General features: G+C 70.8%; 9 protein-coding genes and 4 pseudogenes. 6 read left to right on the top strand and 7 right to left on the bottom strand.

Going from position 1 to position 12,977, the window contains the following annotated elements; all coding sequences use genetic code 11:
- Positions 1-15 precede the first annotated feature (15 nt).
- The 5 genes and pseudogenes from ASD47_RS27925 to bioB form a co-directional block, all read right to left on the bottom strand.
- Positions 16-450: pseudogene (locus tag ASD47_RS27925) on the bottom strand (acetyl/propionyl-CoA carboxylase subunit alpha); the annotation flags it as partial.
- 62 nt (positions 451-512) lie between these two features.
- Positions 513-925 (bottom strand): annotated as a pseudogene (locus ASD47_RS27520) (acetyl/propionyl-CoA carboxylase subunit alpha); the annotation flags it as partial.
- Between the two features lies 1 nt (position 926).
- Positions 927-1,605: biotin carboxylase N-terminal domain-containing protein (locus tag ASD47_RS27515; RefSeq protein ID WP_304439928.1), on the bottom strand; the 679-nt coding region annotated here is incomplete at its 3' end.
- 15 nt (positions 1,606-1,620) lie between these two features.
- Positions 1,621-1,704 (bottom strand): annotated as a pseudogene (locus ASD47_RS28185) (biotin carboxylase N-terminal domain-containing protein); the annotation flags it as partial.
- A gap of 5 nt (positions 1,705-1,709) precedes the next feature.
- Positions 1,710-2,831: pseudogene (gene bioB / locus ASD47_RS09595) on the bottom strand (biotin synthase BioB); the annotation flags it as partial.
- A 228-nt stretch (positions 2,832-3,059) separates the two neighbouring features.
- On the opposite strand from bioB, the gene ASD47_RS09590 reads away from it, so the two are divergent.
- The 3 genes from ASD47_RS09590 to ahcY all read left to right on the top strand — a co-directional run bounded on the left by ASD47_RS09590 (position 3,060) and on the right by ahcY (position 7,141).
- Positions 3,060-4,604 carry a CHAD domain-containing protein gene (locus ASD47_RS09590; RefSeq protein WP_056755028.1) on the top strand — a complete coding sequence of 515 codons (1,545 nt, stop codon included), beginning with the start codon at positions 3,060-3,062 and terminating at the stop codon, positions 4,602-4,604.
- A gap of 25 nt (positions 4,605-4,629) precedes the next feature.
- Complete coding sequence (locus tag ASD47_RS09585) at positions 4,630-5,652, top strand: DUF1176 domain-containing protein (protein ID WP_056755026.1); 1,023 nt, start codon at positions 4,630-4,632, stop codon at positions 5,650-5,652.
- Positions 5,653-5,749: 97 nt separating this feature from the next.
- The gene (ahcY, locus tag ASD47_RS09580) at positions 5,750-7,141 is read left to right on the top strand and encodes an adenosylhomocysteinase (RefSeq protein WP_056755022.1); all 1,392 of its coding nucleotides are present in this window, start codon (positions 5,750-5,752) and stop codon (positions 7,139-7,141) included.
- Positions 7,142-7,197: 56 nt separating this feature from the next.
- Here the strand turns inward: ahcY and ASD47_RS09575 are convergent, their stop codons facing one another.
- Positions 7,198-8,274, bottom strand: a complete 1,077-nt coding sequence (locus tag ASD47_RS09575; protein ID WP_162251629.1) for a M50 family metallopeptidase — start codon at positions 8,272-8,274, stop codon at positions 7,198-7,200.
- Between the two features lie 363 nt (positions 8,275-8,637).
- On the opposite strand from ASD47_RS09575, the gene ASD47_RS09570 reads away from it, so the two are divergent.
- The 3 genes from ASD47_RS09570 to ASD47_RS09560 all read left to right on the top strand — a co-directional run bounded on the left by ASD47_RS09570 (position 8,638) and on the right by ASD47_RS09560 (position 11,550).
- Positions 8,638-9,498, top strand: a complete 861-nt coding sequence (locus ASD47_RS09570) for a bifunctional hydroxymethylpyrimidine kinase/phosphomethylpyrimidine kinase (protein WP_056755017.1) — start codon at positions 8,638-8,640, stop codon at positions 9,496-9,498.
- Positions 9,499-9,579: 81 nt separating this feature from the next.
- A complete protein-coding gene (locus tag ASD47_RS09565) occupies positions 9,580-10,707 on the top strand; it encodes a serine hydrolase domain-containing protein (protein ID WP_056755015.1) in 1,128 nt (375 codons plus the stop codon).
- A gap of 18 nt (positions 10,708-10,725) precedes the next feature.
- Positions 10,726-11,550: a transporter gene (locus ASD47_RS09560; RefSeq protein WP_056755013.1), complete on the top strand. Its 825-nt coding sequence runs from the start codon at positions 10,726-10,728 to the stop codon at positions 11,548-11,550.
- On the opposite strand, the gene ASD47_RS09555 is transcribed toward ASD47_RS09560, so the two are convergent.
- Entirely contained in the window at positions 11,547-12,965 is a 1,419-nt protein-coding gene (locus ASD47_RS09555; protein WP_056755010.1) for an MFS transporter, read from the bottom strand. The genes ASD47_RS09560 and ASD47_RS09555 overlap by 4 nt on opposite strands.
- Positions 12,966-12,977: the final 12 nt, after the last annotated feature.

Here is a 12,977-nt window from a genome sequence, read left to right as displayed (position 1 = left end):
CTCCTGGTCCATCACCGCGGCCAGGAACGGGATGTTGTGGGCCGGGCCCTCGATGTGGAAGTCCTCCAGCGCCCGGCCCATGGCGTCGATCGCCGCCAGCCGGGTCGGAGCCCAGGCGCACAGCTTGGAGATCATCGGGTCGTAGTACATCGAGATCTCGTCGCCCTCGCGCACGCCGGCGTCGTTGCGCACGACGGCGCCGGCCGTCCCGGCCTGCGGCCCTTCGGGCGGCGGGGCGTAGCGCACCAGCCGGCCGATGCTGGGCAGGAACTTGCGATAGGGGTCCTCGGCGTAGATCCGGCTCTCGATCGCCCAGCCGTTGATCTTCAGGTCCGGCTGGGCGAAGGCCAGCGGCTCGCCCCAGGCGCTGCGGATCATCTGCTCGACCAGGTCCAGACCCGTGATCAGCTCGGTGACCGGGTGCTCGACCTGCAGGCGGGTGTTCATCTCCAGGAAGTAGAAGCTCTTGTCCTGGCCGGCCACGAACTCCACCGTGCCGGCGCTGTCATAGNACCGGGTGCTCGACCTGCAGGCGGGTGTTCATCTCCAGGAAGTAGAAGCTCTTGTCCTGGCCGGCCACGAACTCCACCGTGCCGGCGCTGTCATAGTTCACCGCCCTGGCCAGGGCCACGGCCTGGGCCCCCATGGCCGCGCGGGTGGCTTCGTCCAGCAGCGGGCTGGGCGCCTCCTCGATGACCTTCTGGTTGCGGCGCTGGATCGAGCATTCGCGCTCGAACAGGTGGACCACATGGCCGTGCTTGTCGCCCAGCACCTGGATCTCGATGTGGCGCGGGCTTTGGATGAACTTCTCGATGAAGATGCGRTCGTCGCCGAACGCCCCGGCCGCTTCAGCCCGCACGGCCGGAAAGCCCTCCTCGACGTCCTGGCGGCTCCAGGCCACGCGGATGCCCTTGCCGCCGCCGCCNCGCCGAACGCCCCGGCCGCTTCAGCCCGCACGGCCGGAAAGCCCTCCTCGACGTCCTGGCGGCTCCAGGCCACGCGGATGCCCTTGCCGCCGCCGCCGGCCGACGCCTTGATCATCACCGGATAGCCGATCTCCTCGGCGATCTTCACCGCGTGGGCGGCGTCGGCGATCTCGCCGATATGGCCGGGCACGCAACTGACCCCGGCCTTGATCATCACCGGATAGCCGATCTCCTCGGCGATCTTCACCGCGTGGGCGGCGTCGGCGATCTCGCCGATATGGCCGGGCACGCAACTGACCCCGGCGGCCTGGGCGAACTTCTTGCTTTCGATCTTGTCGCCCATGGCCGAGATCGCCCCGGGATTGGGCCCGATGAACACGATCCCCTCGTCGGCGCATCTTTGSGCGAACTCGGCCTTYTCCGACAGGAAGCCGAAGCCCGGRTGCACCGCCTGGGCGCCCGTCGCCTTGCAGGCGGCGATGATCTTGTCGGCGACCAGGTAGCTCTGGCCCGCCGGCGARGGGCCGATATGCACCGCCTCGTCGGCCATCTCCACCGCCAGGCTGTCGGCGTCGGCGTCCGAATAGACCACCACGGTCTTGATCCCCAGCCGCCGGCACGTCTTGATCACCCGCACCGCGATCTCGCCCCGGTTGGCGATCAGGAGTTTGTCGAACATCCAATAGACCACCACGGTCTTGATCCCCAGCCGCCGGCACGTCTTGATCACCCGCACCGCGATCTCGCCCCGGTTGGCGATCAGGAGTTTGTCGAACATCATCTTTATCCCGCTACGCCGGTGATTTCTGGTTCCAACGCGAAACGCCGCGCCGTGGTCTTGGCCGAAGCCATCGGCCGTAGGTCCAGGTCGTGGAACAGCTTGCTGTCCTCGTCCTGGCCGGGCAGGGGGGTGGTCAGCAGCTTGCCGCCGACGAAGATCGAATTGGCGCCGGCCAGGAAGCACAGGGCCTGCAGCTCGCGGCTCATCTCGTCGCGACCGGCCGACAGGCGGACCATCGASCGCGGGCAGACGATGCGGGCCACGGCGATGGTGCGCACGAACTCGATGGCGTCGATGGCCGTGGTCCCGTCGGCCAGCACCTTGTCGCCCAGGGGCGTGCGCGGGCAGACGATGCGGGCCACGGCGATGGTGCGCACGAACTCGATGGCGTCGATGGCCGTGGTCCCGTCGGCCAGCACCTTGTCGCCCAGGGGCGTGCCGCTGACCGGGACCAGGCCGTTGATCGGCAGGCTGTCGGGMTGGCTGGGCAGGGTGGCCAGCTGGTGCAGCAGGCCGGCGCGGTCGCGGCGCGTCTCGCCCATGCCGACGATGCCGCCGCAGCAGGTGCTCATGCCGGCGTCGCGGACATGGGCCAGGGTGTCCAGCCGCTCCTGRTAGGTGCGGGTGGTGACCACCTGGCCATAGTATTCSGGGCCGGTGTCGAGGTTGTGGTTGTAGTAGTCCAGGCCCGCGTCCTTCAGCTGSYKGGCCTGGTCGGGCGTCAGCATGCCCAGGGTGGCGCAGGTCTCCAGGCCCAGGGCCTTCACCCCGCCGATCATCGCCGCCAGTTTGGGCAGGTCGCGGTCCTTCAGCTCGCGCCAGGCCGCCCCCATGCAGAAGCGCTGGGCGCCGCCRTCGCGGGCTTGGCGAGCCTTGGCGATCACCACCTCGGCGTCCATCAGCTTCTCGGCCTTCAGCCCGGTCTTGAAGTGGGCGCTCTGGCTGCAATAGCCGCAGTTCTCCGCGCAGCCSCCGGTCTTGACCGACAGCAGCTGCGACAGCTGCACCTCGGACGGGTCGAACCCGGCGCGGTGCACGCTGGCGGCCTGGAACACCAGCTCCATGAACGGCAGGTCGAACAGGGCCTCGACCTGGTCCAGGGTCCAGTCGTGGCGAGGGGCGGCNCCGGCGCGGTGCACGCTGGCGGCCTGGAACACCAGCTCCATGAACGGCAGGTCGAACAGGGCCTCGACCTGGTCCAGGGTCCAGTCGTGGCGAGGGGCGGCGGCATTGATCTGGCTCATGGCGCGCAGGTTTGGACTCCGCCACATTGATTGGCAAGCACGTCCCGCGTGCGTCCGCGCAAGACAGCCCATGGAGCCAAAACCGGCGCGCCCGGTTATAACCGTCGCATGGATCACGAAATCGAGCTGAAGTTCCTGATCGCCCCGGAGGCTTCGGACGGGGTTCTGGCCCGGCTCGAGGGACGGGAGGCGGTCCGGCAACTCGACGCCACCTATTTCGACACCGTCGATCACGCCCTGCGCAAGGCGGGCTTTGGCCTGCGCATCCGCGACGGCGAGAACGGCCGCAAGCAGACGCTGAAATCGGCCTCGTCCGGCGGCGTCTTCGCCCGCGGCGAATGGGAGAGCGCGGTGGACGGTCCCGAGCCCGACCGCGACCTGCTGGCCCGCACGCCCGCCGCCAGGGTGATCAACGGCGACGCCCTGGCCCCGGTGTTCGTCACCCGAGTCAAGCGCGTCACCCGGTTGGTCGAGCGCGACGGCGCGACCATCGAGGCGGCTTTCGACCAGGGCGAACTGCGGGCGGACGACCGGCGGGCCGAGGTCAGCGAACTGGAGCTGGAGCTGAAGGCCGGCCCGCCGCGCGTGCTGTTCGACCTGGCCCGCGACCTGGCCGCCCACGTCCCGTTGCGGCTGTCCCTGGTCAGCAAGGCCGAGCGCGGCTACGCCCTGGCCCTGGGCGAAGGGGATCGGCCCAGCGCCGAGGCGACCCTGGCCGCCGAGGCGTCCACCGGCGAGGCGCTGCAGGCCTTGGGCCGCGCGGCCCTGGATCGACTGTGCGCGGCCGCCGAGGCCCTGCGGACCCGTCCGGGCCCCGAGCGGGTGCACAAGCTGCGGGTGGCGGCGCGACGCTTCCGGACCCTGCTGTCGACCTTCAAGACCCTGGCCGGCGCGCCCGACGCCCGGCATGTGAAGGTCGAGCTGAAGTGGCTGGCCGGCGCCCTGGGCGCGGCGCGGGACCTGGACGTGTTCATCGCCGACGTCTGGCGGCCGGCCGTCGAAAGCCCGCTGGCGACGGACCAGACCAGGCCGGCGCAGGATCCGCTCGAAGCCGAAGCCCAGGACGAGGCCCGGGCGCTGGCCGCCTTTGGCAAGGCTCTGCTGGCCGCCCAGACGGACGCCTACGCCAAGGCCGGCCAGGCGGTGGACAGCGCCCGCTTCCGCGCCTTGGCCATCGACGCCGCCGCCTGGCTGGAAGCCGGCGCCTGGACCACCGACCGACGCCTGGACAAGCGCCGCGCCAGGCCCGCCGCCGACTTCGCCGCCAACGCGCTGGACAGGGCTCGCCGCCAAATCCGCAAGGACGGCCGCGACCTGGCCGCGCTCAGCCCCGAGGATCGCCACCACCTCCGCATCCGGGGCAAGAAGTTGCGCTACGCCGTCGAGGATCTGGGCGGGCTGTTTCCGGATCATCCCAAGCGCCGGGCGCGCTTCGTGACGGCGACCAAGGCGCTGCAGGACGCCCTGGGCCTGCTCACCGACCAGGCCGGGCGCGAGGTCTTGGCTCGCGAGGTGGCGCTGTCGTGCGACGACCCCGAGGCCGCCTTCGCCGCCGGCCGCCTGACCGCCGGCGGGGCCGAGCAGGAAGCCGCGCTGCTGGCCGAGGCCCAGGGCGCCTATGTCAGCTTCGCGGAAGCCAAGCGGTTCTGGTAACCTCTCCTTTCCGGAGGGGCGCGACATGAAAACCGAAACCTGGATCCTGACGCTGGCGGCCGCCGCCATCCTGACGCCCGGCGTGGCCGCGGCCGACTCCAACAGTTTCAAGGACTGGACGGTGGTCTGCGACAACCTGCGGACCTGCCAGGTCGCCGGCTTTTCGCCCGACGACGGCGGCCTGCCGGCGGTGCTGCGCCTGAGCCGCGGCGGCGCGGCGGGCGCGGCGGCCAAGGTGGAGATCGACCTGATCGACAGCGAGGTCGACGTGGGAGGCAAGGCGCCGACCCTGCTGGTCGACGACCGGGTGGTGATGACCGCCCGCGCCAAGCGCTCGAGCGAGGCCGGCGGCGTCACCGTCGTGCTCGACGACGTCCAGGTCGGGCCACTGCTGGGCGCGGCGCGGAATGGGACGCTGCTGACGATCCGGGCCGGCGAGAAGGATGTGGGCCAGGTGTCCCTGGCCGGCATGGTCGCGGCCCTGCGCTATGCCGACGACCAGCAGAGGCGGGCCGGCACGGTGACGGCCATGGTCGCCAAGGGCTCGGCGCCAGCCGCTCGCGTTCCCGCGCCGCCGGCCGCGCCCGTGCTCCACGCGGCCCCGGCGGTCGCCCAGACCGGGCTGCCGTCCAAGCCGCCGGCGGCGGTCCGGGCCCTGGGCCGCAAGGCGGAATGCGACACCGAACCGGGGTCGCAGGGCGAGCCCCAGGCCTGGCGCCTGTCGGATGACAAGGTGCTGTGGCAGATTCCCTGCGGCGGCGGGGCCTATAATTTCAGCGGGCTGTTCGTGGTGGTCGACAAGGCCGGCCGCGCCGCCCTGGCCTCGCTGGAGGGCGTCGAGGACGGCCTGGCCACCAACGCCGACTATGATCCCAAGACCCGGATCCTGACGGCCTACGGCAAGGGGCGCGGGATCGGCGACTGCGGGGAGTCCAGCGAGTGGGTCTGGACCGGAGACGCCTTCGCCCTGTCCCAGGCCACGGTCATGCCGGTCTGCCGCGGCTACGGCTATGATTGGCCCGTCGTGTTCCGGGCCGAGGTTCGGTAGCTGAGCATATAAAGAAATCCTTATGCCTTAATTGCGAGAAGGGGCTGGGCGCGGTATAGACCGCGCAAGACCATCCCCCCGACCGCAGGAGCCGACCGTGGCCGACTACATCGTCAAGGACATCTCGCTCGCCGAATTCGGCCGCAAGGAAATCGCCATCGCCGAGACCGAAATGCCCGGTCTGATGGCCACCCGCGCCGAATACGGACCGGCCCAGGTCCTGAAGGGCGCCCGCATCGCCGGCAGCCTGCACATGACCATCCAGACCGCCGTGCTGATCGAGACCCTGACGGCGCTGGGCGCCGAGGTCCGCTGGGCCTCGTGCAACATCTTCTCGACCCAGGACCACGCGGCCGCCGCCATCGCCGCCTCGGGCGTGCCGGTGTTCGCCTTCAAGGGCGAAAACCTGGTCGAGTACTGGGAATACGCGCACAAGATCTTCGAATGGGCCGACGGCGGCTATCCGAACCTGATCCTCGACGACGGCGGCGACGCGACCCTGCTCTGCGTGCTGGGCCCGAAGGCCGAAAAGGATCCCTCGATCCTCAACAACCCGACCAACGAGGAAGAAGAAGCGCTTTACACCGTGATGAAGCGCTACCTGGCCGAAAAGCCGGGGTTCTACTCGGCGATCCGCGACGCCATTGGCGGCGTGTCGGAAGAGACCACCACGGGCGTGCACCGCCTTTACCAGATGGCCGCCAAGGGCGAACTGCCGTTCCCGGCCATCAACGTCAATGACAGCGTCACCAAGAGCAAGTTCGACAACCTGTACGGCTGCCGGGAATCGCTGGTCGACGCCATCCGCCGCGGCACCGACGTCATGCTCTCGGGCAAGGTCGCGGTGGTCTGCGGCTACGGCGACGTGGGCAAGGGCTCGGCCGCCTCGCTGCGCCAAGGCGGCGCCCGGGTGATCGTCACCGAGATCGACCCGATCTGCGCCCTGCAGGCGGCGATGGAAGGCTATGAGGTCCAGACCCTGCAGGACGTCGCCGACAAGGCCGACATCTTCGTCACGGCGACGGGCAACAAGGACGTCATCACCGTCGACGACATGCGCCGGATGAAGAACAACGCCATCGTCTGCAACATCGGCCACTTCGATTCCGAGATCCAGATCGCCGGCCTGCGCAACTTCAAGTGGGACGAGATCAAGCCGCAGGTCCACCATGTGGAATTCCCGGACGGCAAGAAGATCATCGTGCTGTCGGAAGGCCGCCTGGTGAACCTGGGCAACGCGACGGGCCACCCTTCGTTCGTGATGTCGGCCAGCTTCACCAACCAGACCCTGGCCCAGATCGAGCTGTGGACCAACAAGACGGCCTACCAGAACCAGGTCTACACCCTGCCCAAGCACCTCGACGAAAAGGTCGCCTTCCTCCACCTGGAGAAGCTGGGGGCCAAGCTGTCGACCCTGCGCAAGGACCAGGCCGACTATATCGGCGTGCCGGAAAAGGGCCCGTTCAAGCCGGACCACTACCGCTACTAGGCTTCGCTTCACGCGGAGCGAAGGGCCCGCCGCGGAGACGCGGCGGGCCTTTTTCGTCAGTGCGCCGGAAGCGGGAGCGAACGATCGAGGATGTGACGCGCTAGGCGTTCGGCTTCCAAGGCCCGGTCTTCCTGCCCTGCCGCGCGGCGCGCCCGCGCGACATATCGAGCGAAATCTGCCCGGTCGACGGGATCTTCGGTCTTGCGCAGCGCGTCGACCAGCAGGGGTTCGCCGGCGACCGGGTCGCCCCGGGCGACGAACAGCGCCCCCAGAGTGGCCTTGACCTCCGGCGCCTCGGGCAGATGCTGCAGGGCGACTTGCAGTTCGCCGTCGACCAGATCCAGGTCGGCGTTCTCGCCGGCCTTCAGGCTCGACCAGGCGACATTGGCGGCGAGCCAGCCGACCGCGCCCTCGTGCCCTTGAAAGAACCGGGGCGGACCGGACGGGGCTTGAGCGACGACGGCGCGATATCGCGCCATGGCCGCGCGGTCGCCTTCGGCCCGGGACGTGTGGTGGATGACCATGCCCAGCAGGCATGGGTCGTTGGGCCAGCGGTCCAATTGCTCGATCGTGAGCGCGGCGGCCTCTCCGAAGCGGCCGGCCAGTTGGAGGCGCTGGGCGGCCATGAGCATGTTCAGCCGGTCGGCGAGGACCGTCGACCGCGACGACCGGAACAGGTTGCGGATCTGCGCCCCGTCCAGCGGCTGGCCGTCGACGCCGACCTGCGGCCACAGGGCGTTGAAGGCCATAAGCAGGTTCGCCACGACCAATGCGGCCAGGATCGACGCCAGCAAGACGGCGGCGGGGGCATCCATGTCCGCGACCAGGGTTCCGAGGGCCGCCGCGGCGGTCGCCGCCACCAGGTTGGCCATGGCGCCGGCGGCGTAGATCACGGCGAGCCGCCAGCGTGGCGCGCCATGCGGAGGCACGAAGAGCGTGAAGCCGCCGAGGAATCCGTAGCGTCGCAACGCCCAGCGCGTCCTGCCGGAACGGCCGGCCGCCAGTTCGGGCCCGCGCCCGACGATCACCTCCAGGACTGGAAAGCCGAGGGCGCGGGCCGCCAGGGCGTGGCCGACCTCATGGGCGAGGACAAGGGGCGGGCGGCAGAGCACCAAGGTCAGCCAGGCCGTCAAGCCGGCCCACGCGCCGTATTCGCGGCCCCAGAGACAGGCGAGGAAGGCCGCTGAGAACAACCCCCTGAACCAGCCGGCCCAATGGGGCCGGTCTTTCGAGCGCGAAACATCGGGGCAGGCGAAACACAGCACCACCGCGCGGCCGAGGAGGCTGCTTCGACCCGAACGAAAGTCCCGGCCGTCGTGGGACCGGAACCCGCACTGATGACAGCGATGCCTCCGCGGACGGATCAGGTCGATGGAGGGCGTGGAAACAAGCATGACCACAGGCTGTCCACGGCTCGGCCTGGCAAGTCAACAATGTCGCCGTTCAGGCGCGCGCACGCCTGTTCAAGCCCGCGAGGCTCGGCTAAGCCGCTGGTCATGCCGATGGCCCTGATCCTCTCCAGCCATGTCGCGGGCAGCCAGGTGGGCGCCTCGGCCCAGGCCGCCGCCCTGGCCCAGTTCGGCGTCGACTCGATGGTGGTGCCGACCGTGCTCTATGGCCGACATCCGGGATGGGGTCCGCCGGGCGGGGCGCCGACCTCCGTCGAGGTGATGGAGGGCATGCTCGAGGGCGTCGGGGCCAACGGCCTGCTGGGCCTGACGGACGTGGTCATCACCGGCTATTTCGCCAGCGCCGCCCAGGTGCTTGTCGCGGCCCGGGCCATCGACGCGGTGCGGGCGGCGCCGCGCGGAAGTCCGCCGTACAGCGCCTTGCCCCGTACGCCGACGGTGATCGTCGACCCGACCATGGGCGACGCCGGCAAGGGGCTGTACGTGCCCGCCGAGGTGGCTGACGTCATCGCTGGCGAGTTGATCCCGCGCGCCGACCTCGTCGCCTGCAACGCCTGGGAGCTTCAACACCTGACCGGCATGGACGCCGGCGACCCGCAGGCGGCGGTGCTGGCCGGCCGTCGGCTGGACAGGCCGACCCTGGTGTCGTCCGTGCAGAGCGGCGGCGAGATCGGCGTGGTCCATATCGACGACCACGAGGCCTGGCTGGCGACCCACGCCAAGGCCGAGCGCGCGCCCAACGGCACGGGCGACCTGCTGACCGCCCTGTTCGCCGCCGCGCTCCTGGAAGGCCAGACCCTGTCGTACGGCCTGGCCCGAGCCGTCGGCGGCGTGGCCGAGACGGTGACCGCCGCCAACCTCTGGAACGCCCCCGAACTGCCGATCGTGGCCATGGGTGCGCGGATCAAGCAGACCTCGCCCAGCGTGCGGATCGAGCGGCTAGCCTAAAGGCGCAGCTGCTCCTCCAAAGGGGAGAGGATCTGCCGTGGCGGATGACAATCGCGCCCGCCCTGGGCTAGACCCTTGCCCATGACCGTCGACATCACCGGCTTCTGCCCCGACCGCTTTTCCGCCGTTCGTGACGCCTTCGCCGCCAATTTCGAGGACGGCGGCGAGCTGGGCGCACGGTTCTCGCTGGCGGTCCATGGCGAGGTGGTGCTCGACCTGATGGGCGGCTTCGCCGACCGCAAGCGCGAGGTCGCGTTCGGGCCCGACACCCTGACGCCGCTGTTCTCGACCACAAAGGCCGTGGCCGCCCTGCTGATCGCCCGGCTGGTGGACCAGGGCAGGCTGACCTACGACCAGACCGCGGCCTCGGTCTGGCCGGAATTCGCGCAGGCCGGCAAGCAGGACGTCACGGTCGGTCAGGTGATGTCGCACCAGGACGGGCTGTCGGGCTTTCCCGACGAAACCGATCCGGCCATCTGGTTCGACTGGGAGGCCACCACCGCCAAGCTGGCGGCCATGGCCCCGCTGTGGCCGGTCGGCTCGGCCAGCGGCTACCATCCGGTGACCTTCGGCTTCACGGCCGGCGAGATCTTCCGCCGGGTCGACGGCCGGACCATGGGCGCGGCGCTGCGCGAGGACCTGGCCGAGCCCCTGGACCTGGACATCTGGATCGGCCTGCCCGACAGCGAGCACGCCCGCTGTGCCGAGCTGATGCGGCCGACCGCCCTGCCCGAGTTCGGAGCGATGAACGAGGCCGTGAAAGCGGCCTTCATGACCAAGTGGGCGGCGCCAGGCGGCCGCGGCACGGCCGACTGGCGCCGGGCCGAGATCCCGTCGGCCAACGGCCACGCCACCGCCCCGGCCCTGGCGCGGCTGATGGGCGCCCTGGCCTCGGGCGGCGAGCTGGACGGCGTCCGAGTGCTGTCGCCCGCGGTGATCGCCCAGGCCAGCGCCGAAAGGATCGTCGGCCAGGACCTGGTCCTGCCCTATGTGATCAGCTGGGGCGCGGGCTTCATGCGCAACACGCCCAACTTCTTCTACGGCCCGGCGGCCGTCGCCTTCGGCCACAGCGGCTGGGGCGGCTCCTGCGCCTTCGCCGACCCGTCGCGCGGCGTGTCGGGAGCCTATGTGATGAACAGGCAGGGGTCCGAGCTGATCGGCGACCCTCGCGCGGTGCGGCTGATCCAGGCGGCGTATAGCGCGCTCTAGCGGGCTTCGGAGGGAACGATGGGCAAGGCCGGGATCACGAACGTCGTCGGCCTGGCCGCCCTGGCCTGGGTCACCGCCGCCCAAGTCGTCCACGCCCAGGACGCCGGGCGCGATTTCTGCGCCGACCGGCCGGGCAAGGGCTCGCCGCCCTGCGTGCTCGACGCCGGACGCTTCCAGGCCGAGCTGGGCGTGGCCGACGGCGCCTGGAGCCGGGGCGGCGGCGTCTCGACCGACGACACCGCCTTCGGGGCGATGGAGCTGCGGCTGGGCCTGACCTCGACGCTCGAGGGCCAGGTCAGCTGGACCGCGCATGAGCGGATCCGTCAGAAGGACCGGACCTCGAACGAGGTTTCCATGATCAACGGGGTCGGCGACCTTGGCTTGGCCCTGCGCTGGTCGCTGAAGAATCCGGCCGGCGACGGCGTCTCGGCAGCCCTGCAGCCCTTCGTCACCGCCCCGACCGGGGCCGAGGGGATCGGCGACGACGCCTGGCAGGGCGGGGTGATCGTCCCGATCTCCCTGCCGCTGAACGCCGCCTGGTCGCTGGCCCTATCGCCGGAGCTGGACGTTCGGGCCGACGCCGACGGTTCGGGCCGCCACGCCGCGTTCGGCGGCGCGGTCGGGGTGGGGCAGTCGTTTGGCCCGGTGGCCCTGGGTGTGGAGCTGTGGGCCGATCGCGACGAGGATCCGTCCGGCCACGTCACCTCGGCCAGCTTCGACCTGACGGCGGGCTGGACCCCGGCCTCGGCCAAGGACCTGCAACTGGACGCGTCGGCCTATGTGGGGCTGAACCGCGACACGCCCGACCTGGAAGTGGCGGTGGGGTTGGCCAAGCGGTTTTAGGCTTTCCGTCCCGGTTTCCCCTCGATCGTCAGCCAACCGACGATCCCCGCCGCCACGGCCGCCCCGGCGCTGATCCCCATCACCCACGGATAGCCCTGGGGGCCGGGCGCGAAATAGATCAGGCCCAGCACCGCCACCGCCAGCAGGCCGGCCACCCGGGCGACGGCGTTGTTGATCCCCGAGGCGACGCCGGCGTGGCTGGCGGCGACCGCGCTCATCACCGTGTTGGTCAGGGGCGCGACGGCGATGGTCATGCCCAACGCGACGACCAGCAGGCCGGGCAGCACGCCGGTCCAGTAGCCGGCGCCTATCCAGGGCGCGCCCAGCAGACCGAAGCCGACGCCCGCCAGGATCGGACCGATGGTCAGCATGGGCCGGGCCCCGAACCGGCCCGCCAGCCGGCCCGCCGTCCCCGACAGCGTCCCCATGATCGCCGAGAACGGCAGTAGGGTCGCCCCGGCTCCGGCGGCCGAATAGCCGTGGCGGGCGATCAGTTCGAACGGCAGGAAGAACAGGGCGCCGGTCAGGCCGAAATAGAGCGCCAGGGTCAGCAGGTTGGCCCCGCTGAACGTCCTGGAGCTGTAGAGGGACAGCGGCATCATCGGGTGTTTCTCGCGGGCCTGGCTGACCACGAAACCCGCCAGCAGGACCGCGCCGGCCGCCAGGGCGGCCCAGACCGCGCCGCTGGTCCAGCCCCGCTGGCCCACCGCCGTCAGGCCCCAGGTCAAGGCGCCCAGGCCGGCGGCGGCCAGGGCCGCGCCCCGCCAGTCCAGCTGCTGGACCTCCGGGTCGCGGCTCTCGCGTACGGCGACCAACGCGAGCCAGACGGTGGCGGCGGCGAGCGGCAGGTTGATCAGGAAGATCGCCCGCCAGGAGACGTGGTCGACCAGCCATCCGCCAAGCACCGGGCCAATCGCCGTGGTCACCGCCCCGAACCCAGCCCAGGCGCCGATCGCCGCCCCACGCTCTTGGTCGTCGAAGGTGGAGCCCAGGATCGCCAGGCTGGCCGGGACCAGCATGGCCGCGGCGATTCCCTGCATCGCGCGGGCGGCGATCAGCCAGCCGGCGTCGGGAGCCAGGGCGCAGCCCAGCGAGGCGGCGGCGAACAGCGCCACCCCGGCTACGAACACCTTGCGCCGCCCATAGCGGTCGCCGGCCGAGCCGCCGATCAGCACCAGCGCCCCCAGCAGCAGCAGGTAGGCGTTGACGATCCACTGGACCTGGGCCGCGTCGGCCTTCAGCGCGGTCCGCATGGCGGGCAGAGCGACATTGACCACCGAGCCGTCGATGAAGGCCATGCTCGAACCCAGCACCGTGGCCGCCAGGGCCAGGCGCTTGCGGGGCGCGGGCGAGTCGGCGGCGGGTCGGGCGCGGATGGCGCCTTCGTCGCACGGGGGATGCACCGGTCCGGTCATGGGGCGGAGGCT

Source organism: Caulobacter sp. Root1472, from assembly GCF_001426985.1.
Lineage (GTDB): Bacteria > Pseudomonadota > Alphaproteobacteria > Caulobacterales > Caulobacteraceae > Caulobacter > Caulobacter rhizosphaerae.
Note: the sequence above shows the minus strand (reverse complement) of the source record. Positions and strands in the feature narration are given on the sequence as shown.